Annotated in this window: 24 protein-coding genes; 9 read left to right on the forward strand and 15 right to left on the reverse strand. The window is 72.2% G+C overall.

From position 1 onward, the window contains the following. Positions 1 to 130 precede the first annotated feature (130 nt). The 4 genes from HD597_RS31820 to HD597_RS31835 all read right to left on the reverse strand — a co-directional run bounded on the left by HD597_RS31820 (position 131) and on the right by HD597_RS31835 (position 2,157). Positions 131 to 718 (reverse strand): DUF4190 domain-containing protein, encoded by a 588-nt coding sequence (locus HD597_RS31820; RefSeq protein ID WP_253746842.1) that lies wholly within the window; start codon positions 716 to 718, stop codon positions 131 to 133. A gap of 108 nt (positions 719 to 826) precedes the next feature. After that, positions 827 to 1,414: a Trp biosynthesis-associated membrane protein gene (locus HD597_RS31825; protein ID WP_253746843.1), complete on the reverse strand. Its 588-nt coding sequence runs from the start codon at positions 1,412 to 1,414 to the stop codon at positions 827 to 829. A 7-nt stretch (positions 1,415 to 1,421) separates the two neighbouring features. Then, a complete protein-coding gene (gene hisI / locus HD597_RS31830) occupies positions 1,422 to 1,769 on the reverse strand; it encodes a phosphoribosyl-AMP cyclohydrolase (RefSeq protein WP_253746844.1) in 348 nt (115 codons plus the stop codon). 52 nt (positions 1,770 to 1,821) lie between these two features. Beyond that, positions 1,822 to 2,157 carry an STAS domain-containing protein gene (locus HD597_RS31835; RefSeq protein WP_253746845.1) on the reverse strand — a complete coding sequence of 112 codons (336 nt, stop codon included), beginning with the start codon at positions 2,155 to 2,157 and terminating at the stop codon, positions 1,822 to 1,824. 152 nt (positions 2,158 to 2,309) lie between these two features. Between HD597_RS31835 and HD597_RS31840 the strand changes: the two genes are divergently transcribed. Next, entirely contained in the window at positions 2,310 to 3,146 is an 837-nt protein-coding gene (locus tag HD597_RS31840) for an MEDS and STAS domain-containing protein (RefSeq protein ID WP_253746846.1), read from the forward strand. Beyond that, a complete protein-coding gene (locus HD597_RS31845) occupies positions 3,139 to 3,528 on the forward strand; it encodes an ATP-binding protein (RefSeq protein WP_253746847.1) in 390 nt (129 codons plus the stop codon). The genes HD597_RS31840 and HD597_RS31845 overlap by 8 nt, the downstream gene beginning before the upstream one ends. Before the next feature lie 15 nt (positions 3,529 to 3,543). Here the strand turns inward: HD597_RS31845 and HD597_RS31850 are convergent, their stop codons facing one another. Further along, positions 3,544 to 5,361 carry an ABC transporter ATP-binding protein gene (locus HD597_RS31850; protein WP_253746848.1) on the reverse strand — a complete coding sequence of 606 codons (1,818 nt, stop codon included), beginning with the start codon at positions 5,359 to 5,361 and terminating at the stop codon, positions 3,544 to 3,546. Continuing rightward, complete coding sequence (locus HD597_RS31855; RefSeq protein ID WP_253759566.1) at positions 5,358 to 7,142, reverse strand: ABC transporter ATP-binding protein; 1,785 nt, start codon at positions 7,140 to 7,142, stop codon at positions 5,358 to 5,360. Before HD597_RS31855 ends, HD597_RS31850 begins: the two co-directional genes overlap by 4 nt. 116 nt (positions 7,143 to 7,258) lie before the next feature. On the opposite strand from HD597_RS31855, the gene HD597_RS31860 reads away from it, so the two are divergent. From HD597_RS31860 to HD597_RS31870, 3 genes are all read left to right on the forward strand, one after another. After that, positions 7,259 to 7,888: a TIGR03085 family metal-binding protein gene (locus tag HD597_RS31860; RefSeq protein WP_253746849.1), complete on the forward strand. Its 630-nt coding sequence runs from the start codon at positions 7,259 to 7,261 to the stop codon at positions 7,886 to 7,888. 190 nt (positions 7,889 to 8,078) lie between these two features. Then, positions 8,079 to 8,240, forward strand: a complete 162-nt coding sequence (locus HD597_RS31865) for a hypothetical protein (RefSeq protein WP_169789240.1) — start codon at positions 8,079 to 8,081, stop codon at positions 8,238 to 8,240. A gap of 61 nt (positions 8,241 to 8,301) precedes the next feature. Then, complete coding sequence (locus HD597_RS31870) at positions 8,302 to 9,663, forward strand: glutamine synthetase family protein (protein ID WP_253746850.1); 1,362 nt, start codon at positions 8,302 to 8,304, stop codon at positions 9,661 to 9,663. A 39-nt stretch (positions 9,664 to 9,702) separates the two neighbouring features. On the opposite strand, the gene hisF is transcribed toward HD597_RS31870, so the two are convergent. From hisF to hisD, 9 genes are read right to left on the reverse strand one after another with little or no spacing between them, the layout of a single operon-like run. Beyond that, positions 9,703 to 10,464, reverse strand: coding sequence for an imidazole glycerol phosphate synthase subunit HisF (hisF, locus tag HD597_RS31875; protein ID WP_253746851.1), 762 nt, complete (start codon positions 10,462 to 10,464; stop codon positions 9,703 to 9,705). After that, positions 10,461 to 10,871 carry a Rid family hydrolase gene (locus HD597_RS31880; RefSeq protein WP_253746852.1) on the reverse strand — a complete coding sequence of 137 codons (411 nt, stop codon included), beginning with the start codon at positions 10,869 to 10,871 and terminating at the stop codon, positions 10,461 to 10,463. The genes hisF and HD597_RS31880 overlap by 4 nt, the downstream gene beginning before the upstream one ends. Positions 10,872 to 10,892: 21 nt before the next feature. Continuing rightward, on the reverse strand, positions 10,893 to 11,615 hold the full coding sequence (priA, locus tag HD597_RS31885; RefSeq protein ID WP_253746853.1) for a bifunctional 1-(5-phosphoribosyl)-5-((5-phosphoribosylamino)methylideneamino)imidazole-4-carboxamide isomerase/phosphoribosylanthranilate isomerase PriA: 723 nt from the start codon (positions 11,613 to 11,615) through the stop codon (positions 10,893 to 10,895). After that, entirely contained in the window at positions 11,616 to 11,945 is a 330-nt protein-coding gene (locus HD597_RS31890) for a hypothetical protein (RefSeq protein ID WP_253746854.1), read from the reverse strand. 7 nt (positions 11,946 to 11,952) lie between these two features. After that, positions 11,953 to 12,591, reverse strand: a complete 639-nt coding sequence (hisH, locus tag HD597_RS31895) for an imidazole glycerol phosphate synthase subunit HisH (RefSeq protein ID WP_253746855.1) — start codon at positions 12,589 to 12,591, stop codon at positions 11,953 to 11,955. Then, positions 12,585 to 12,740, reverse strand: coding sequence for a CG2302 family histidine operon protein (locus HD597_RS31900; RefSeq protein ID WP_185106672.1), 156 nt, complete (start codon positions 12,738 to 12,740; stop codon positions 12,585 to 12,587). Before HD597_RS31900 ends, hisH begins: the two co-directional genes overlap by 7 nt. Then, on the reverse strand, positions 12,737 to 13,330 hold the full coding sequence (gene hisB, locus HD597_RS31905; RefSeq protein WP_148434876.1) for an imidazoleglycerol-phosphate dehydratase HisB: 594 nt from the start codon (positions 13,328 to 13,330) through the stop codon (positions 12,737 to 12,739). The genes HD597_RS31900 and hisB overlap by 4 nt, the downstream gene beginning before the upstream one ends. Continuing rightward, positions 13,327 to 14,397 (reverse strand): histidinol-phosphate transaminase, encoded by a 1,071-nt coding sequence (locus HD597_RS31910; protein WP_253746856.1) that lies wholly within the window; start codon positions 14,395 to 14,397, stop codon positions 13,327 to 13,329. Before HD597_RS31910 ends, hisB begins: the two co-directional genes overlap by 4 nt. Beyond that, the gene (gene hisD, locus HD597_RS31915) at positions 14,394 to 15,701 is read right to left on the reverse strand and encodes a histidinol dehydrogenase (RefSeq protein WP_253746857.1); all 1,308 of its coding nucleotides are present in this window, start codon (positions 15,699 to 15,701) and stop codon (positions 14,394 to 14,396) included. Before hisD ends, HD597_RS31910 begins: the two co-directional genes overlap by 4 nt. Before the next feature lie 370 nt (positions 15,702 to 16,071). Between hisD and HD597_RS31920 the strand changes: the two genes are divergently transcribed. From HD597_RS31920 to HD597_RS31935, 4 genes are all read left to right on the forward strand, one after another. Next, entirely contained in the window at positions 16,072 to 16,995 is a 924-nt protein-coding gene (locus HD597_RS31920) for a hypothetical protein (protein ID WP_253746858.1), read from the forward strand. 48 nt (positions 16,996 to 17,043) lie between these two features. Beyond that, on the forward strand, positions 17,044 to 17,238 hold the full coding sequence (locus tag HD597_RS31925) for a hypothetical protein (protein WP_253746859.1): 195 nt from the start codon (positions 17,044 to 17,046) through the stop codon (positions 17,236 to 17,238). Between the two features lie 48 nt (positions 17,239 to 17,286). Further along, positions 17,287 to 18,291, forward strand: coding sequence for a non-homologous end-joining DNA ligase (gene ligD / locus HD597_RS31930; protein ID WP_253746860.1), 1,005 nt, complete (start codon positions 17,287 to 17,289; stop codon positions 18,289 to 18,291). A gap of 90 nt (positions 18,292 to 18,381) precedes the next feature. After that, positions 18,382 to 20,169 (forward strand): trypsin-like serine peptidase, encoded by a 1,788-nt coding sequence (locus HD597_RS31935; protein WP_253746861.1) that lies wholly within the window; start codon positions 18,382 to 18,384, stop codon positions 20,167 to 20,169. Positions 20,170 to 20,217: the final 48 nt, after the last annotated feature.

Consider the following 20,217-nt stretch of genomic DNA (forward strand, 5'->3'; position numbering starts at 1 on the left):
GAGTTGCGCGCGGCAGCCTAGCGAGAATGCATCTCCTACGTGGACGAACGTCCATTTTGCGGACAATTCGTAATCGGACCGCAAGCGGGTCGTCACGGTCCGGCTAGACATTCGGCACATTACCGGCCGGTCAGTAGTCGTAGGAGGACGAGGTGGCCGCGGCGGACAGGCCCAGTGCCCACAGGAAGAACGCGCCGAAGAAGACCCAGCACAGCACCCAGATCACGACCGTGATGTACGACGTGACGAGGCCGCCCACCGCCATGCCCGAGCCCTCCTCGCCCGTCTTCTTGATCCGGTTGAGCGCGATGTGCCCGAGGATCACGCCCGGGATGCTCGTGAGACCGCAGAAGATCAGGCCGATGATGCCCAGCACGAGCGAGGCCACCGCCATGCCGTTGGTGGAGCGCGGCGGGTGCGGCGGGGGGTAGTAGCCGGGGGGCGGCTGCTGGCCGTAACCGAAGCCGCCGCTCGGGGGAAGCTGGCCGTAGCCGAGGTTCTGCTGGCTGTTCGGCTGGTCGCCGTAACCGCCGCCGTAGCTGGGCGGCTGCTGCCCGTATCCGCCCCCGCTCTGCGGCTGCTGGCCGTATCCGCCGCCTCCGCTCGGCGGTTGCTGCCCGTAACCGCCGCCGTAGCCGGGGGGCTGCTGCCCGTATCCGCCCCCGCTCTGCGGCTGTTGCCCGTAGCCGCCGCTGGCGCCCTGATCCCCGTAGGTCATGAGCTGGCTCCTCATAGTTCCGTGGCGAGTTGCAACGGCAGCTTATTGAGGAAACGTTTGCCAAGCAGACAATGGTTCAGAACAGTGGAGGATTCGACAGAGCCGGTCTCACCGGGAATCCGTGGGATCGTCTCCTCTGTCGAGCGCGTCCCAGAGCGCCCTGTCGTCCTTGACCTGCGCCTTGGCCTCGGAGCCCGCTCCCGGGCCCCGGTCGTAGCGGGCCGACATGCCCGCCCAGCTGCCGCCGCGGACGGCCGCCACGATCCCGCCCGCCACCATCAGCAGCGCACCGGCCACCGCCACGCCCGGCCACAGCGGCGCGCTCTGCCAGGGAATGTCGGTGGCGCCGTGCAACGCGTTCTGCTCGCGCAGCCAGCCGGTCACGTTGCCGCCGCTCAGCGCCGCCCACGTCGCCGCCGCAGCGCCGGCGCCGCAGAGCGCCAGCAGCACGCCGACGAGCCGGCGCCCCACACCCTTGGTGGCCAGCACCGCCACCACCCCGGCCAGCCCGGCCAGCGCCATGGGCGTCAGCGCGGGGCCGAGATCGCTCCCGGTGGGCGCCACCGCCTCGAACCCCTGCGACACCCGCGCCCAGGCCTGCCCGGCGGCCACCAGCACGAGCAGGCAGCCGAGCGCGGTCGCCACCACCCAGCCCCACAACTCCCGGCGGCCGGCCTGCGGCCTCTCGGTTTCCACGACGCCCTCAGCCGAGCACGATCTCGAGCCGGTCGGCGTCGAAGCAGGTGCGGTCGCCGGTGTGGCACGCGGCGCCCTCCTGGTCCACCCGCACCAGGACGGTGTCGCCGTCGCAGTCGAGCGCCACGGACTTGACGTGCTGGACGTGGCCGGAGGTGTCGCCCTTGACCCAGAACTCCTGGCGGCTGCGGGACCAGTAGGTGGCCCTGCCGGTGGTGAGGGTCCGGTGCAGCGCCTCGTCGTTCATCCACGCGAGCATGAGGACCTCGCCGGTGTCGTACTGCTGGGCGATCGCCGGGACCAGCCCCTCAGGGTTGCGCTTCAGCCGCGCGGCGATCTTGGGGTCAAGGGACATGCACCCATTCAACCAGCACCGTCTCCCGCCCCCCGCACAGGCGCGGGCGACCTCAGGCGAGGGCCTGGGACAGCGTGTCGTAGATGGGGAACAGCGGCGCCAGGTTCGTCCGCCGCAGGCGCCGCAGCACCTGCCCGTCGGGCGCCACCAGGGCCATGGTCCCGTTGCGGTCCCGCAGCGAGGCCAGCATCCGCACCAGCACCCCCAGCCCCGTGGTGTCGATGAAGGTCAGCGCGCTCAGATCCACCACCAGCCGGGGCTCGGCCGTGGCCACCGCCTCGTCCAGGCACTTGCGCACCTGGGAGACGTTGTCGACGTCCACCTCACCCGCCAGGCTGACCACCACGAGCTCACCGTGTCGGCGTCGCGACATCTCCAGCACATCCACGCCCATGCTCCTCACGACCCCTCCCGCGGGCGGCCCCGCCGAAAAGGTACACCGGTCTGCGTCGCGTCACAGTGGGTTTTGCCGAGAATGCGCTACGTGATGGCGGGGATCGGAGTACTTTCGTCCCGACGCGCGCCGGGGGGGAGGCCATCGTGGTGGACGTCGCGGGCTCCGTCCTCGATCCCGACCTCGGTGATCATGTCTGCCTGCCGTTCGAGGGCGAGCGGGAGCGGAGGACGGCCACCAGGCTGTTCACGGTGAACGGCCTGCGCCGCCGGACCAAGATCGTGATCATCACGCATGCCGACAGCCCGGAGCGGACGCGCGGGTGGCTGGCGCCGCTCGTGCCCGGGTTCGCCGACGCCGAGTCCGCGGGGCAGATCGAGATCCTCGACTGCGCCGACACCCACTTCACCGGCGGCCGCCTCGACCCCGAGCGGGTGTACGCGGGGCTGGCCGACGCCTACGACCGGGCCCGCAAGCACGGCCAGCACGGCGTGTACGCGCTGGTCGACGCCTCCTGGGGGGCGGGTGACGCGCCGGAGCAGGCGGCGTTCGAGGCGGCGACCAACGAGCTGTTCGGGGAGCGGTGGCTGGCGGCCGTGTGCCAGTACGACCGCGCGCTCTTCCCCCGCGACGCCATCGACCGGGCCGCCTCCGTGCATCCGATCGCGCCGGAGCAGGCGCTGCTGCGCTTCGCCAGCACCTTCGAGCCGGCCGGCCTGCGGGTGTGGGGGGACATCGACCTCACCAACCGGCCGGCGTTCGCCTCGCTGCTGGCGCGGCTGGAGAAGGAGCCGGGCGAGATCGTGATCGACGCGGCCGGGCTGGACTTCATCGACGCGGGCTCGGCGCAGTTGCTGACCGTCACGGCGATGGCCAGGCCGCGCGGCGCCACGACGGTCGTCTGCCGCGACTCCACCGCCCGCGTGCTGCGGCTGATCGGCGCCGACGAGTACGTCGCCGTGCGCAGGGTGGACGATGTGTAGGCAGGTGCTCTGCGCGGCCTTCGCCCGGGGGCGCATCACGTTCCTGCGCAGGGCCGTCGCCGAGCACGCCAGGTACGAAGGGCTCACCGGCAGGCGCCTGGAGGACTTCGTGCTGGCGGTCAACGAGGTCACCACGAACGCGGTCCTGCACGGCGGCGGGCACGGGCGGCTGCGGCTGTGGTCGCACGGCGAGCGGCTGTGGTGCGAGGTCAGCGACGAGGGGCCGGGGCTGCCCGCCGGGTGGATGGGCGACATGCGCCCGCCCGAGGGGTTCGACTTCCGCGGGCGGGGCCTGTGGCTGACCAGCATGTTGTGCGATCACATCACGATCGTGTCCGGGCCGGCGGGCACGACCGTGACGTTCGCCGCCATCCGTGGATAGCGGCCGGGCCAGGGGTCAGGAGCGGGCGGCCGAGATCCACGAGGCGTGCAGGTCGGCGTACACGCCGGGCTCTTTGACCAGGTCCGCGTGCGGCCCCCGCTGCACCAGCCGACCGGCGTCGAAGACCAGCACCTCGTCGGCGTTCTCCGCCGTGGACAGGCGGTGCGCGATCGAGATGGCCGTGCGGCCGCGCGTGACGCCTTCGAGCGCGCGCGCCAGCCGCACCTCCGTCGCGGGGTCCACCGCCGAGGTGGCCTCGTCCAGCAGGAGCAGGTCGGGGTCGGCGAGGTAGGCGCGGGCCAGGGCGACGAGCTGGCGCTCGCCGGCCGACAGGGACTCGCCGCGCTGGCCGACCGGGGTGCCGAGGCCGGCGGGCAGGCCCTCCAGCCAGTCGGCCAGGCCCAGCTCGGTCATCGCCAGCTCGATCTCCTCGGCGGTGGCCTCGGGCCTGCCGTAGCGGATGTTGTCCGCCAGGGTCCCGTCGAACAGGAAGCCGTCCTGCGGGACCATGACGATCCGCTCGCGCAGCGAGGAGAAGCGCACGTCGCGCAGGTCGTGGCCGTCCACGGTGACGCGCCCGGAGCCGGGGTCCATCAGCCTGGTCAGGAGCTTGGCGAACGTGGTCTTGCCCGAGCCGGTCTCCCCCACGACGGCGACGCGGGAGCGCGGCGGGATGCCCACGGTGACCTCGCGCAGCACGGGCGCGCCTCCCGGGTAGGAGAAGTGCACGTCCTCGAAGGCGACCTCGATGGGGCCTCGGGGCAGCGTCACGCCCTTCTCGCCGGGGTCGGCGACGTCGGGCGGGGTGTCGAGGACGCCGAGGATGCGGCGCCAGCCGGCGACCGCGTTCTGCGCCTCGTTCAGCACCTCGGTGGCCGTCTGCAGCGGCGAGACGAACAGCGTGACGAGGAAGAGGAACGCCACCAGCCGCCCCTGCGAGATCTCGCCCGACAGGCCGAGCCGCACGCCGAGCAGCACGATGCCGGCGATGGCGACGGCGGCCACGATCTCGGTCAGCGGGAAGACGAAGCCGACGATGGTCTGCGCCCTGGTCTGGGCCTTCCTGTTGGCGTTGACCGCCTGGTCGATGCGCTCGGCGGTGCGCCGCTCGGAGGCGTAGGCCCGGATGACGGTGGCGCCGACGACGGACTCGCTGACGGCCGCGAGCATGTCGCCGGTGCGCTCGCGGACGACCGTGTACGCGCGCGACAGCAGCCGCTGGAAGCGCGGCAGGGCGATCATCAGCGGGATGAAGCAGACCCAGACCAGCAGGGTGAGCTGCCAGGAGTAGACGAACATCAGGACGGTGGCCACGAGGAGCTGGCCGAGCGCCACGATGATCATCAGCCCGCCCCATTGCATGAAGTTGCTGATCTGGTCGATGTCGTTGGTGACGCGGGAGACCAGGGCTCCGCGGCGCTCGGTGTTCTGGGTGAGCACCGACAGGTCGTGGACGTGGCGGAAGCCGCGTACGCGCAGGGTGGCGAGCGAGGCCTCGGTGGCCTTGTAGAGGCGGACGTTCATGACGTACCCGGCCAGGGCGGTCAGGACGACCGCCGCCGCGCAGATCAGGACGGCGGTGGTGATGTACGGAATGTCGGGCACGCCGCCCTTGAGGCCGGTGTCGATCGTCTGCTGGACCGCGATCGGCACGATGATCTTGCCGATGGTGGCGATGACCGCCAGCGCCAGCGTGCCCGCCAGGCCCTTGCGGAACTCCGGCGTGAGCGAGAGGCCATGGCGGACCGTGGCCAGCGCCGAGCGCTCCGCGTCGCTCCGGATGTTCTGCGCCGTGCCCTTGGCCGTGCCCTTCGCCGTGCTCTGGGCCGTCATGCCTGCACCCCTTCGACCGCTTCTTCGACTTCGATGGCCGCGCGCTCGGCCTCCTCGCGCTCGTACGCGGTGACCAGGTTGCGGTAACCGGCGCAGCGCTCGATCAGCTCCTCGTGCGGCCCGCGGTCCACCACCCGGCCCTTGTCCAGGTAGACGACCTCGTCGGCCAGGGCGATCGTGGCCATGCGGTAGGCGACGACCACGACGGTCGAGGCCTCGGCGGCGTCGCGCAGGCCGTACAGGATCTTGGCCTCGACCTGGGGGTCCACGCTGGAGGTGGCGTCGTCGAGGACGAGCAGGCGGGGGCGGCGCACGACCGCGCGGGCCAGGGCCAGGCGCTGGCGCTGGCCGCCCGACAGGGAGGCGCCGCGCTCGCCGACGCGGGTGTCGAGGCCGTCGGACAGCCGTTCGACGAAACCGTCCGCCTGGGCCAGGCGCAGGGCGGCCCGCACGTCCTCCTCGGAGGTCTCGGCGCCGAGCGCGACGTTGCCGCGCACGGTGTCGTCGAACAGGAACGTCTGCTGCGGCACCAGCGCGACCGACCCGGCCACGCCGCCGTAGGGCAGCTCGCGCAGGTCCACGTCGTCGAGCAGCACCCGGCCCGAGCCGGGGTCGACCAGGCGGGCCAGGAGCTGGACGAGCGTGGACTTGCCGGAACCGGTGGGCCCCACGAGGGCGACCGTGCGGCCGGCGGGCACCTCGAAGGTGACGTCGTGCAGCACCTCGGCCTCGCCGTAGGCGTAGGAGACGCCCTCGACCGCCAGCTTCGCCGGGGTCGTGGAGACCGAGGCGGTGGAGCCGTACTCCATGGAGCCGGTCGCGTCGAGCACGGCCTGCACCCGCTGCCAGCCGACGACGCTGCGCGGCAGCTCGGCCAGCACCCAGCCCAGCGCCCTGATGGGGAAGGCGAGCAGGGTGAACAGGTACGCCACCTGCACCAGGCCGCCGGCGTCGATCGCGCCGGCGGACAGCCGGGCCGCGCCCACGGCCAGCACCGCGAGCACGCCGAGCGTGGGCAGCGCCTCCAGCATCGGGTCGAACAGCCCGCGCACCCGCCCGACGGCGATGTTGGCGTCACGCAGCTCGTGGGCGCGCCGCCGGAAACGCTCGGTCTCCAGCTCCTCCCGGCCGAGCGTCTTGACGACGAGCGCGCCGTCGAAGCTCTCGTGCGCGATCTCGCTCACCTCTGCGCGCAGTTGCTGCGCGCGGGTCGCCAGCGGGCTGAGCCTGCGCTGGTAGACCAGGTTCAGCACGGCGATGGCCGGGAAGATGAGGAAGCCCACCAGGGCGAGCACGAGGTCGGTGAACAACATCGCGACGGCGGCGGTGACCAGCATGACGATCACCCCCACGGCCATCGGCAGCGGCGCGAGCGGGGCCCAGGCGGCCTCGGCGTCGGCGCTGGCGTTCGACAGGAGCTGTCCGGTGGGGTGCTGGTGGTGCCACGACAGCGGCAGGCGCAGGTACTGCTTGGTGACGTCGCGGCGCGAGCGGGCCTGCATGCGGTACTGCATGACGCCGGCAAGGATGCGGCGCCCGGCCACGCCGAGCGCCTTGAGCAGCGCGGTACCGAGGATCAGTAACGTGCCGGTCCACAGCGCGCCCGCCGTGACGTCGCCGTCGGCGAACGAGGCCAGCACCACGTTCTGCGTCGCCCAGCCCAGCGCCCAGGCGGAGGCGACGGTCATGCCTCCGTAGACGGCGCTGGCCACGACCGCCAGCGTGAACACCGCTTTCTCCGTGCGAATGGCCACCCCAAGGACACGGAGCCCTTGACGCATCACGGCCGAGGTGACCTTGCTCGCCACTCGGTGGGTTTCCTCTCAGATCTGATGTTTCTCCGTATGTCAGTATCACTCCCGATCAGGTGGTTATTCCCAGCGGTAGGGTTGGGCACGTGACTCACGCTCGTGGCGAACGCTCCGCGCTCTGCGACCTGCTCGACCGGCTCGGCCCCGACGCGCCGACCCTCTGCGCGGGCTGGACCGCCTACGACCTCGCGGCCCACCTCGCGGTGCGCGAGCGCAGGCCGGACGCCATGGGCGGCATAGCGATCAAGGCCCTGGCCGGTTACACCGCCTCGGTCCAGAACGGTTTCAAGGCCCGCCATCCCTTCCCCGAGCTGGTCGGCGTCATCCGCAAGCCCGGCGGCGTGTACGGCCTGCTGCCCGCGCTCGACGAGGCCGTCAACACACTTGAGCTGTTCGTGCACCACGAGGACGTGCGCCGCGCCCAGCCCGCGTGGCAGCCGCGCGAGCTGCCCGCCGACCTGGAGGCGCTCATCTGGAAGCGGGTCTCCACCGGCGCCCGGCTCATGCTGCGCAAGTCGCCGGTGGGCGTGGTCCTGCACCGCCTCGGCGGCGGCGTGGCGCTCGGCGGGCCGCGCGGCGGCTCGCGGGTGGAGGTCACCGGCAAGGCGGCGGAGCTGCTGATGTTCTGCTTCGGGCGGCAGGCTCACGCCCGCGTGGAGCTCACCGGCGACCCCGGCTCCGTCACCCGGCTGCGGGAGGCCACTCTGGGGGTCTGAGCCGTCTCCGAGGTTGCCGTGCTACCGCGGAAATCCCGATGCGGAAGGCGCTCGCGGGTAATCTCCTGCCCGTACCATGGCATGAGTAAGAAGCCCCCCGGTTAGGATCATGTACATCTTCACAGAAGATGCCTAGGGATCGCCCAGATCCGGGTATATACGGCTGGGAATGGACTGCAGGAGGCCCCCCATGCAGGTCAAGAAGGTGATCACCTACGTGGCTGTCGCGTTCGTGGTCTTCTACCTGTTCACCCGGCCGGCCCAAGCCGCCGCCGCGGTCAACGGTGTGTTCGACGGAATCATCCAAGGAGCTAATCAGTTGGCCGTGTTCTTCTCAAGTGTTCTGACCTGACCGTAGGTTCTGTCTGCGTCAGGTGCTTCCCCGCGCTGCCAGATCGTGTTACGCAGGCAGGATGAGAGATCGCCCCAGCGGCACCAAACCTCATCAGCTCGACCCACAGGCGCGGCGCATCCTCGAGCGAGCGGAGCTCGAGGGTATCGAGCTGATCCGTTTCCTGTACGCCGACCACGGTGGCGTGATTCGTGGGAAGGCGGCATCCCGGTCACGGTTGGCCGAACGGCTCAGCACGGGCATCGGGCACACGGTGGCCATGATGGCGATGAACATGCTCGACCAGCTCCAGGAGGTCGAGCATCTGGGACCGGTGGGCGAGGTGCGCATTGTCCCCGATCCGTCCACGTACGTCCCGTTGCCTCACGCCCCTGGCGCGGCGGCCATGCTGTCGGACCTGTGCCTGCCCGATGGCAGCCCGTGGGGGGCGTGCGCACGGACGTTCCTGAAGGAGGCCGTCGCCGAGCTCAGGACGGAGGGGTACACGCTGGTGGCGGCCTTCGAGCCCGAGTTCACGCTCGGGCGGCGGCTGCCCGACCCGGCGGGCGGCCCCGACCGGCTGGTGCCGCTCGACGACTCGCTCTGCTATGCCGCCACGGGCTTCGACACGGCCCACGACTACACGATCAAGCTGATCCGCGCCCTGGAGACGCAGGGGCTGCGCGTCGAGCACTACCACCCGGAGCTCGGCCCCGGGCAGCAGGAGCTGTCGATCCGCCACGCGCCCGCGCTGCGTGCCGCCGACAACCACGTGATCTACCGCGAGACCGTGCGCGGTGTGGCCATGCGCATGCAGATGTGGGCCTCGCTGGCCCCGAAACCGCTGGCCGACCAGGCGGGCAACGGCTGCCACCTGCACCTGTCGCTGTGGAACGACACGCAGAACGTCTTCGCCGAGGAGAGCGAGGTACGCGACGGCTTCATCGGCGGCCTGCTCGCGCACCTGCCCGCCCTGACGGCGCTCACCTGCGGCAGCGTCAACAGCTTCCGGCGCCTGGCGCCCCGCACGTGGGCCAGCGCCTACGCCGTGTACGGGCCCGACAACCGCGAGGCCGCGGTCCGGGTGTGCTCCCCGCTGGGCGAGAGCGGCGAGCCGAACCTGGAGCTGAAGCCCTCCGACTCCTCCGCCAATCCCTACCTGTCGCTCGGCGCCGTCATCCACGCCGGGCTCGACGGCATCCGGCGCAAGCTCGACCCCGGCGAGGCGGTGGACGTCGACCCCGACACCGTCCCCGGCCGCTATCCCCGCCTGCCCCGGTCGCTGGACGAGGCGCTCGACGCGCTGGAGGGCGACGAGGTGCTCATGGAGGCGCTCGGGCCGTTGCGGCGCAGCGCGTACCTGGCCGTCAAGCGGTCCGAGGCGGCGGCGTTCAAGGGCAAGGACGTCGCCTACGAGCTCTTCCACCACCTGCGGGTGTTCTGAGGCTCTGGGCCCCGGGCGGCGCGGCCCGGGGCGAGCCGCTCAGCGGACGGGGTGCCCCGCCATCCTGAGCGTGTCCTTGACCTCGGAGATCTTCAGCGTGCCGAAGTGGAACACACTGGCCGCGAGCACGGCGTCGGCGCCTGCCGCCACCGCCGGAGGGAAGTCCTCCAGCCGGCCCGCGCCACCGCTGGCGATCACCGGCACCCGCACGGCCGCCCGGACCGCGCGCAGCATCTCCAGGTCGTAGCCGTCGAGCGTGCCGTCGCCGTCCATCGAGTTGAGCAGGATCTCGCCCACGCCGAGCTCCTCGCCCCGGGCGGCCCACTCCACCGCGTCGATCCCGGTGCCGCGCCGGCCGCCGTGCGTCGTCACCTCGAAGCCGCTCTCCGTGCCCGGAGCCCGGCGCGCGTCGACCGACAGCACGATGCACTGCGCGCCGAACCGCCTGGACGCCTCGGTGAGCAGCTCGGGCCTGGCGATGGCGGCCGTGTTGAGCGACACCTTGTCGGCGCCCGCCCGCAGCAACCGGTTCACGTCCTCGACCGCGCGGACTCCCCCGCCGACGGTGAGCGGGATGAACACCTGCTCCGCCGTCCTGCGCACCACGTCGAACATCGTCTCGCGCTCGCCGGAGGACGCCGTGATGTCGAGGAAGGTCAGCTCGTCGGCGCCTTCCTCGTCATAGCGCCTGGCCAGCTCGACGGGGTCGCCCGCGTCGCGCAGGTTCTCGAAGTTGACGCCCTTGACCACGCGTCCGGCGTCCACGTCGAGACAGGGGATGACTCTTACCGCCACGGTCATGTTCGCAGTGCCTCGATCTCGATCTCTACCAGCATTCTAGGGTCGACCAGCCCGGCCACCCGCACCCCGGTGCAGGCGGGGCGTACCTTGCAGAAGACCTCGTGGATGGCCTGTCCGACGGGGTCGAAGTGGCGCTGCTCCACCACGTAGTAACGGACCATGACGACGTCCTCCCTCGTCAGGCCGCCCATCAGGACGGCTTCGAGAGCGATGTCGATCGCGGTCAGGGCCTGCTTGTACGGATCTCCGACGTGCCGCACCTCTCCGTCGACCGTGGCCGTGCAACCGGACACGATCACCCGCTCGCCCGCCACCACGGCACGGGCGTAGCCGTACTTCTCCTCCCAGATGCCGCCAGAAAACACCCTGTAACCGGTGCTCTCCATGCCGATGCTGCTGACGCTCATCTCGCCCCCTCCCGGCAAGAGTTACACGCGCACCGCGGAAAGCGCGTCTTCCAGCGTGAACGCGTGAGCGTAGAGCGCCCTGCCCACAATGGCGCCCTCCACTCCGACCGGGACGAGAGAAGCCAGTGCGACCAGGTCATCGAGGCTGGAAACGCCTCCGCTGGCGATGACGGGCTTGTCGGTGCGGGCGCAGATGCGGCGGTAGAGGTCGAGGTTGGGGCCCTGCATCATGCCGTCCTTGGTCACGTCGGTGACCACGTAGCGGGGGCAGCCGTCGGCCTCCAGCCGGTCGAGCACCTCCCACAGGTCGCCGGCGTCCTCGGTCCAGCCGCGGGCGGCCAGCGTGGTGCCGCGCACGTCGAGCCCGACCGCGATCCTGTCGCCGTACTCGGCGATGATCTTCCGGCACCACTCGGGGTTCAGCAGCGCGGCGGTGCCGATGTTGACCCGGCGGCAGCCGGTGGCCAGCGCGGCGGCCAGCGACTCGTCGTCGCGGATGCCGCCGGACAGCTCCACGTTGACGTCCAGCTTGCCGATCACCTCGGCGATCAGCTCGCGGTTGCTCCCCCGGCCGAACGCGGCGTCGAGGTCGACCATGTGGATCCACTCGGCGCCCGCCTCCTGCCAGGCCAGCGCGGCGGCCTGGGGCGCGCCGTGGACGGTCTCGGTGCCGGCCTCGCCCTGCGTCAGGCGTACGGCCTGGCCGTCCACGATGTCCACGGCGGGCAGCAAAACGAGCGACATTCAGGTCCTCCGGTCGAAAGCGAGCGTCACGACGACGGGTGCGAGCAGCAGGGAGAGGATGAGGACGCCGAAGCTGAGCGGGAACGAGCCCCAGATCAGCCAGACGATCACCTGCACGAGCAGGAAGCCGAGCGCCACCACCGCGTTCTGGGCGCGGTGGCGGCGGGCCAGCAGGCCGCCCTGGCGGTAGAACCGCACCGGGCGCGGGGTCAGGCGGGCCACCAGGGTGCGGCGGCGCGCCCGGCGGGCCTGCCGCTCCTCGTTGGCCCGGATCGCGCGCGCCCGCTCGGCCTCCCGCTCGGCCCTGCGGCGCGCGCGTTCCTTGCTCATGACGGGCTCACAGCGTCTGCAACCAGTTGCGCAGCAGGTGGGCTCCGGCGTCGCCGGACTTCTCGGGGTGGAACTGGGTGGCCATGAGCGGGCCGTTCTCCACGGCGGCCACGAATGGCACGCCGTGCTCGGCCCACGTGACGGCGGGCTCGGCGAAGCCGTCGCCGGGGCGCAGCTCCCACTCGCGCACGCCGTAGGAGTGCACGAAGTAGAAGCGGGTGGCCGCGTCGAGCCCGGCGAACAGCACGCTGCCCGCGGGGGACTTGACGGTGTTCCAGCCCATGTGGGGCAGCACCGGCGCCTCCAGCCGCTCGACCGTGCCGGGCCACTCGCCGCAGCCCTCGGTCTCGACGCCGTGCTCGACGCCCCTGGCGAACAGGATCTGCATGCCGACGCAGATGCCCAGCACCGGGCGGCCCCCGGACAGGCGGCGGCCGACGATCTGCTCGCCGCGCACGCCCTTGAGCCCCTTCATGCACGCCTCGAACGCGCCCACGCCCGGCACGACGAGCCCGTCGCACTCCTGCGCCGCCTCGAAGTCGGGCGTGACGGTCACCTCGGCGCCCGCCCTGGCCAGGGCGCGCTCCGCGGAGCGCAGGTTGCCCGAGCCGTAGTCGAGCACCACGACCTTCTTCTTGCTCACCACCACAGCACCCCCGCCGTGATCGCCATCGCCGCGCCGAGCGCGCAGACGGCCGCACCGATCTTGAGCCCCTGCTTGCCCAGGGAGAACACGCCACCGATCAGGAACAACCCGAGGAAGACCATCACGATGGCCAGGACGTTGTCGGTCATAGCACGCCCTTGGTGCTGGGCACCCCCGTGGCCCGGGGGTCGAGCTCGGACGCCTCGCGCAGCGCCCTGGCCAGCGCCTTGAACTGGGCCTCGACGATGTGGTGGGCGTTGCGGCCGTAGGGGACGTGCACGTGCAGGCAGATCGCGGCCTGCGCGACGAACGACTCCAGGATGTGGCGGGTCATCGTCGTGTCATACTCGGGGCCGATCATCGGCGCCATGCCCTCGGGCTCGTGGTGCACGAGGTAGGGGCGGCCGGACAGATCGACGGTGACCTGGGCGAGCGACTCGTCCAGCGGGCACGATGCGCTACCGAACCGCCTGATGCCCGACTTGTCGCCCAGCGCCTCGCGGAAGGCCGCGCCCAGCGCGAGCGCGGTGTCCTCGATCGTGTGGTGGGAGTCGATGTGCAGGTCGCCCTCGGTCTTGACGGTCAGGTCGAACAGCCCGTGCTTGCCGAGCTGGGCCAGCATGTGGTCGTAGAACCCGACCCCGGTGGCCACCTCGACCCGGCCGGTGCCGTCGAGGTTCACCTCGACCAGGACCGAGGTCTCCTTGGTGACACGCTCGATGCGACCTACGCGGCTCAAAGCACTCCTTCCAGGGCGGCGCGGAAGGCCGCCATCTCCTCGCTGGTGCCGATCGAGACACGCAGCCACTCGGGCGGGCCCACCTCGCGGATGAGCACGCCGCGCTCCAGCATCCCCTCCCACACCGTGCGGCGCTCGGGGAAACGCCCGAACAGCACGAAATTGGCGTCGGAGTCGGCCACCGCCAGGCCCTTGGACCGCAGCCACGTCACCGTGGCGTCGCGCTCGCGCCGCAGCTCGTCGACGCTGCCGAGCAGCTCCTCCTGGTGCCGCAGCGCCACGCGCGCCGCCGTCTGGGTGAGCGTCGACAGGTGGTACGGCAGCCGCACCAGCAGCAGCGCCTGCACCACCGCGGGGTGCGCGGCCAGGTAGCCCACGCGGGTGCCCGCCATGGCGAACGCCTTGGACATCGTGCGGGTGACGATCATCCGCGGATGCGCGGGCAGCAGGGTCAGTGCCGACGGCGTGCCCTCGCGGGCGAACTCGGCGTAGGCCTCGTCCACCACGACGATGCCGGGCGCCGCCGAGGCGATGGCCTCGATCGTGGCCAGGGGCTGGGCGGTGCCCGTCGGGTTGTTCGGGGAGGTGATGAAGACGATGTCGGGGCGGTGCTCCTCGACCGCGGCCACGGCCTTGCCGGGGTCGATCGAGAAGTCGTCCTCGCGGCTGGCCCTGACCCACTCCGTGCTGGTGCCGCTGGTGATGATCGGGTGCATGGAGTAGGACGGCTCGAAGCCCATGGCGGTGCGGCCGTGGCCGCCGAAGGCCTGCAGGATCTGCTGGAGCACCTCGTTGGAGCCGTTGGCGGCCCACACCTGCTCGGTCGTCAGCCCGTGGCCGAGGTAGGCGGCCAGCTCGGCGCGCAGCTCGACGGCGTCGCGGTCGGGGTAGCGGTTGAGCTCGCCCGCCTGCTCGCCGATCGCCCTGGCCAGGTCGGCGACCAGCGCGGGCGAGGGCGGGTGGGGATTCTCGTTGGTGTTGAGCCGGACCGGGACGTCGATCTGGGGCGCGCCGTACGGCGTCTTGCCCCTCAGGTCGTCGCGGATGGGCAGGTCGTCGAGGTTCACTCGGGCACTCGCCAGTCGAATCGGGCGCGGATCGCCGCGCCGTGTGCGGGCAGGTCTTCGGCGTCGGCGAGGACCGACACGTGGGCCGCCGCGCCGGCGAGGGCGTCGCGGCTGTAGTCGACGACGTGGATGCCGCGCAGGAACGACTGCACCGACAGGCCGCTGGAGTGGCAGGCGCAGCCGCCCGTGGGCAGCACGTGGTTGGAGCCGGCGAGGTAGTCGCCGAGCGAGACCGGCGCGTAGGTGCCCACGAAGATCGCTCCCGCGTTGCGCACGCGGGCCGCGACGGCCGCGGCGCCGGCGGTGTGGATCTCCAGGTGCTCGGCGGCGTAGGCGTCGACGACCTTGAGGCCGTCGTCGATCGAGCTCACCAGCACGATGCCCGACTGCTTGCCGCTCAGCGCCTCGGTGATGCGCCCGGAGTGCTTGGTGGCCGAGACCTGGCCCGGCAGCTCCTTCTCGACGGCGTCGGCCAGCTCGGCGCTGGTCGTGACGAGCACGGCGGCGGCGATGGTGTCGTGCTCGGCCTGGCTGATCAGGTCGGCGGCGACATGGACCGGGTCGGCCGTCTCGTCGGCCAGGATGGCGATCTCCGTCGGGCCCGCCTCGGAGTCGATGCCGATGACGCCCTTGAGCAGCCGCTTGGCCGCCGCCACGTAGATGTTGCCCGGCCCGGTGACCATGGTGACCGGGGCGCAGTCCTCGGTGCCGTACGCGAACATGGCCACGGCCTGCGCCCCGCCCACGGAGTAGACCTCCTCGACGCCGAGCAGCGCGCACGCGGCCAGGATCGTAGGGTGCGGCAGCCCGCCGAACTCCTTCTGCGCCGGGCTGGCCACGGCCAGCGAGCCGACGCCCGCCTCCTGCGCGGGCACGACGTTCATCACCACGCTGGAGGGATAGACCGCGCGGCCGCCGGGGACGTAGAGGCCCACGCGGTCGACCGGCACCCACCGCTCCGTCACCGTGCCGCCGGGCACGACCTCGGTGGTGACGTCGGCCCGGCGCTGGTCGCGGTGGACCAGCCTGGCCCGCCTGATCGACTCCTCCAGCGCCGCCCTGACCCTGGGGTCGAGCTCGGCGAGCGCCCCTTTCAGGGCCTCGGCGGGCACGCGGGCGGAGGCGATCTCGACACCGTCGAACCTGGCGGTCAGCTCCCGTACGGCTGCCGCCCCGCGATGGCGCACGTCGTCGCAGATGGGCCGCACCTTCTCCAGGGCGGCCTCGACGTCGAGCTCGGCGCGGGGCAGCACGTCGCGCAGATCCTCCGGAAGAGAACCGCGCATGTCAATACGGGAAATCACCCTGACAGTCTACGGAGTCCGGGCCCTGAATCTGGTTCTGTCCACGATCCGGACATGTCGTCGTACCGAGTGGACGCACGGGCCGAGTGGACGGGCCGAGTGGACGCACGGGCGGGCGTACGGGGTGAAGGCCGCGGGGCGGGCGCTCGCCGACGCGCGCCCCGCGGCCACCATCACCCCGGACCGGGCCTGCCGGGGCGGGAGCCGTGGCCGTCACGGGGGCACGGCCACGACAGGGAAAAGCTCAAGGGGTCACATCTGCCCGGGACGGGCGGCTTCTAACACTCCGGACCAAGAAAAACTTAGAGTAATCAAAAAATAACGTTACGTCGCCTTTACGGCAGGGAACGTGTCGCAGGGGGGCCGTCTCATGCACCACGACAACACCGGCGCGGACACACACCACCTCGGCGTGGCGGTCTGCGCGTCTGCCCAGCACGCGGCGGCCCTGCACCAGGTCGAGGACGTGGAGTCCGACGCGGTGGCGGGCATCCCGCTCGTCCGCCCGGGGACCGACCCGGGCTACGCGATCCCCGCGCACGTCGCCGCCGCCGGCGTGCCGCGCGGCGCGCAGTGGAAGACGGTCTCCGGGGTGGAGCCGTGCGAGGAGCGGTGGGCCGAGGTGCGGAAGGTGTGCCCCGGCTGCTTCAGCGACGCCGAGCGGGCGCGCGGCACCGCGATCATCGACCACCGCGCCCGTCACGCCACCGCCAGGCTCGTGCTCGACCACTTCGAGGAGCTGATCTCCCGCTACGCCGGGCACCTGGCCTTCGGCGGCTGCCTGGCGGCCCGCTACCCGTGGCGGGCCGCCACCGCCGTCGTCGGGGGCGGCGCGCGGTTGCGTTACTCCGTCGGCAGCGAGATCCGCAAGGCCGTCACCGCGTCCGGCGGGTGGGCGGTCGGCGGCACGGTCGACATCGCGGTGCCCGGGCACGGGCGGTTCACCGGCAGCTACACGCACGGGGTGGGCAACACGAGCCCCTGGCCCAGCTCCGACACCGTCCACTCGCACCTGCTGGTCGAGCCGGGCGAGCAGGGCCGGATCGACGTCTACGGCATCGGCGGCGTCTACTCCGGGTTGCTCTACTTCGCCATGGCCGGTTTCCCGAGGCACGACGAGCACGGCGCCCGCTGCTTCGACCTCGGCGGCCACCACATCTGGACGACGGGCGGCTACCTGTGCTTCCCGCTGAAGGACGCGTTCGTGAAGTCGCCCGACGCGCCCGCGGCCGTGCTGCGCCTGCGGCGCACATGGCCGGACGGCGCTCCGGAGCCCGGTCCGGCCTTCCCGTGAGGCGCTTTATTACCTGTCCATTATGTCCGGGCACTTACTCTTACCGGCATGGGACAGTGGCGTGGGCCCGGCGGCATCCTCGTGGAGGCGATCATCCTGGACGATCGCCCGCTGCTGCGCGTCTCCCACCAGGTCAACGGCCGCACCTACCTGCGCGGCTACTGCGCCATGGTCGCCGATCTCGGCCGGCACGGCGTGGATCTGGCCGAACTGGTGGAAGACAGGCCACTTGACCATCTGTAGACCCCTGTTCACCACTGTCGATCAAGCGGACGGGGTACGGCATGCACCATGGTTCGGCTGCCGGCCTACGCCCCGATGCTGGCCCAGCTCGGGACGCTGACCTCCGTCCAGGGTGACGACTGGGCCGTGGAGATGAAGTGGGACGGCGTGCGCGCCCTCGCCTATGTCGAGAACGGCGCCGTCCGCCTGATGTCGCGCAACGGCAAGGACATCACCCCCGCCTACCCGGAGCTGCAGCTCATGGCCGGCGCCACCGGCGGGCGCGCGGCCGTGCTCGACGGGGAGGTGGTGGCCTTCGACGAGGCCGGGCGGCCCAGCTTCGAGGCGCTGCAGCCCCGGATGCACCAGCGCAACCCGGCGGCCGTGGCGGAGCTGACCAGGGTGGTGCCGGTGACGTACATGGCCTTCGACATCCTGCACCTCGGCGACGCGAGCACGGTCTCGCGGCCCTACACCGACCGGCGCGAGCTGCTGGAGGGCACCGTGCGGCCCGGGTACCGGTGGCAGGTGCCCGTCTGGTTCGCCGACCACGCCTCGCGGGCGTTCGACTCCTCGCGGCAGCTCGGGCTCGAAGGGGTGGTGTGCAAGCGGATGAGCTCGCCGTACCGGCCCGGCCGGCGCAGCGGCGAGTGGACCAAGGTCAAGAACGTCAGCGCGGTCGAGGTCGTCATCGGCGGGTGGAAGCCGGGCGGCGGGCGGCGGGCGGGGATGATCGGGTCGCTGCTGCTCGGCGCGTACGACCTGCGCGGCCGGCTCCGGTACGTCGGGCACGTCGGCACCGGCTTCACCCAGGCCATGCTGCGCGACCTGCTGGAGCGGCTGGCGCCGCTGGAGCGGGCGGAGCCGCCGTTCGACGAGGTGGTGCCGCGCGAGCACGCCCGCGACGCGCACTGGGTGGAGCCTCAGGTGGTCGGCGAGGTGCAGTACGCCGAGGTCACCGGTGACGGGCGGCTGCGGCATCCGTCGTGGCGGGGGCTGCGGCCCGACCGCGAGCCGCACGAGGCCACCACGGCCGAGCTGCTGCCCGGGGCGGGTGACGCCGCCGCGGGCTGATTTACCCGACACACACCCCGGGACAACACTTCGTCACCTTTTGGTGACTTAAAGTGAACACAAGGTCATCGAGCGGTCTCGGGGGACAATGTGCAGAGAACTCTGGTCACCACGCTGACCACGCTGGCCGGCGTCACACTCGCGCTCCCCGCGGTCGCCGACCAGCAGCCCGCCGCCCGGACGTCGCCCGCGGCGCCGGTCGTTGCACACTCGTCGTCCGCCGCGCCGGTCGCCCGGACGTCGCCCGCCGCACAGGCGTCGTCCGCCGCACAGGCGTCGTCCGACGCGCCGGTCACCGCCCAGACGTCGTCCGGCGCGCCGGTCGTGCGGGCCGACCGGTCCTGGGGGGCGGCGGCGTCGCCGGTGATGCGGCCCGGGCGCGCGGTGCGGTACTGGACGGCGGAGAAGCAGGCCAAGGCCGAGGCGACCGACCTGCCGGCGAGCGTGCCGACCCCGGGTCCGGGCTCCGGGACGGGGGCAGGCGCGGCGGCGGACACCGGCACGGCAAGCGGCACAGGCACGGCAAGCGGCACAGGCACGAAGGCCGGCACGGGCGCGGGGACGGACGCAGGCACGGGGGCCGGCGCGGGGGCCGACGCGAGGGCGGGGATGGTGGCCGGGGCGGAGGCGGGTGAGGAGTCCGGCGGGAGCGGCGGGGCGGCCGAGCGGCGGTTCAGCGTGCCCTCGGGCAAACGCATCACCCCCGGTGGCGACACCAACGGCTACGCCCGCGTCCGGCGCCCGTACACCTCCGCGGCGGCCAGCCGGATCACCGGCCGCCTGTTCTTCGTCAACGCGGCGGGCAACGGCGACTCCTGCAGCGCCTCGGTGGTCCGCTCGGCCTCCGGGCTGCTCATCGTCACGGCGGCCCACTGCGTGTACGGCGTGCCGGCGGGCTCGACGACCGGCCGCTGGCACACCAGCTTCGCGTTCGTGCCGGCCTACGACGGCCGAGCGACCACCGTTCGGCAGCGCGAGCCGTACGGGCGGTGGGGCGGGCGGCAGGCGTGGAAGCCCGACGGCTACACCGGGACGCCCGGCGGCGACTGGAACTCGATCTACGACATCGCCCTCATCGAGGTCGGCCGGCGCAACGGCACCCTTCAGGACGCCGTGGGCGCCTTCACCCCGCTGCTCAACCAGGGCGGCAGGCACACGATCGCCACCCCCGGCTACCCGGGCCTGCTCGGGAGGAAGCCGTACGACGGCAGGGACCAGCTCTGGTGCCTGGCCAGAACCACGCAGGCGCTCGGGATCGCCCACGCCGAGACCATGCTCGCCGCCCGCATGGCGGGCACGGCGTCGAAGGCGGGGCGGCTGGAGACGTTCAACTGCCACCTGTTCAAGGGGCACAGCGGCGGGCCGTGGGTGATCAAGGGCACCGGCGACCTGGTCGGCGTGCTGTCGGCGGGCAAGGAGGACGGCGAGGCCGAGGGCAACTCGGTCGCCAACGCGATCAACCCGGAGGGTTACGGCGCGATCGTCAAGCGGGCCGACCCGCGCGGAGTGTACGACGCGCTGTCCGTCAGCCTGTCGGGGCCCGGGCGGCCGGTCAGGCGCGGCGGCACCGCCACGGTGACGGCCACCGTCACCATGCGCGGGCTGCTGGCCGCCGCCCAGGTGCCCGTCACGCTCACCGCGCCGCCCGGCGCGTCCCTGGTCTCGATCAGCGGCGCCACCTGCAGGCGCGGCGCGCGCGAGGCCGCCTGCACGATCGGCACCATCCATCCGGGCAGGCCGGTACGGCTGCGGGCCCGCGTCCGCGTGGCCGGCGACGCGCCCCGGCGGCTGTCCCTCTCGGCGCGCGTCACCTCCAGCCGGCTGGACCCGACGCAGCGCGACAACACCAGCGCCCTGCGGCTCCCGACCACCGGTTAGGCCCCGCACCGCGGTCAGGCCCTGATCGGCAGGCATCATGGTCAGTCC

Source organism: Nonomuraea thailandensis, assembly GCF_024172165.1.
Classification (GTDB): Bacteria; Actinomycetota; Actinomycetes; order Streptosporangiales; family Streptosporangiaceae; genus Nonomuraea; species Nonomuraea thailandensis.

What these genes read in the sequence shown, in the direction of transcription:
- HD597_RS31920 (WP_253746858.1), top strand. Translation starts at nt 16,072, where the DNA reads ATGCACCACGACAACACCGGCGCGGACACACACCACCTCGGCGTGGCG.
- HD597_RS31865 (WP_169789240.1), top strand. Translation starts at nt 8,079, where the DNA reads ATGCAGGTCAAGAAGGTGATCACCTACGTGGCTGTCGCGTTCGTGGTC.
- hisI (WP_253746844.1), bottom strand. Translation starts at nt 1,769, where the DNA reads ATGTCCCTTGACCCCAAGATCGCCGCGCGGCTGAAGCGCAACCCTGAG.
- HD597_RS31900 (WP_185106672.1), bottom strand. Translation starts at nt 12,740, where the DNA reads ATGACCGACAACGTCCTGGCCATCGTGATGGTCTTCCTCGGGTTGTTC.
- HD597_RS31855 (WP_253759566.1), bottom strand. Translation starts at nt 7,142, where the DNA reads ATGCGTCAAGGGCTCCGTGTCCTTGGGGTGGCCATTCGCACGGAGAAA.
- priA (WP_253746853.1), bottom strand. Translation starts at nt 11,615, where the DNA reads ATGTCGCTCGTTTTGCTGCCCGCCGTGGACATCGTGGACGGCCAGGCC.
- HD597_RS31880 (WP_253746852.1), bottom strand. Translation starts at nt 10,871, where the DNA reads ATGAGCGTCAGCAGCATCGGCATGGAGAGCACCGGTTACAGGGTGTTT.
- hisF (WP_253746851.1), bottom strand. Translation starts at nt 10,464, where the DNA reads ATGACCGTGGCGGTAAGAGTCATCCCCTGTCTCGACGTGGACGCCGGA.
- ligD (WP_253746860.1), top strand. Translation starts at nt 17,287, where the DNA reads ATGGTTCGGCTGCCGGCCTACGCCCCGATGCTGGCCCAGCTCGGGACG.
- HD597_RS31845 (WP_253746847.1), top strand. Translation starts at nt 3,139, where the DNA reads ATGTGTAGGCAGGTGCTCTGCGCGGCCTTCGCCCGGGGGCGCATCACG.
- HD597_RS31870 (WP_253746850.1), top strand. Translation starts at nt 8,302, where the DNA reads ATGAGAGATCGCCCCAGCGGCACCAAACCTCATCAGCTCGACCCACAG.
- HD597_RS31820 (WP_253746842.1), bottom strand. Translation starts at nt 718, where the DNA reads ATGACCTACGGGGATCAGGGCGCCAGCGGCGGCTACGGGCAACAGCCG.
- HD597_RS31890 (WP_253746854.1), bottom strand. Translation starts at nt 11,945, where the DNA reads ATGAGCAAGGAACGCGCGCGCCGCAGGGCCGAGCGGGAGGCCGAGCGG.
- HD597_RS31850 (WP_253746848.1), bottom strand. Translation starts at nt 5,361, where the DNA reads ATGACGGCCCAGAGCACGGCGAAGGGCACGGCCAAGGGCACGGCGCAG.
- HD597_RS31925 (WP_253746859.1), top strand. Translation starts at nt 17,044, where the DNA reads ATGGGACAGTGGCGTGGGCCCGGCGGCATCCTCGTGGAGGCGATCATC.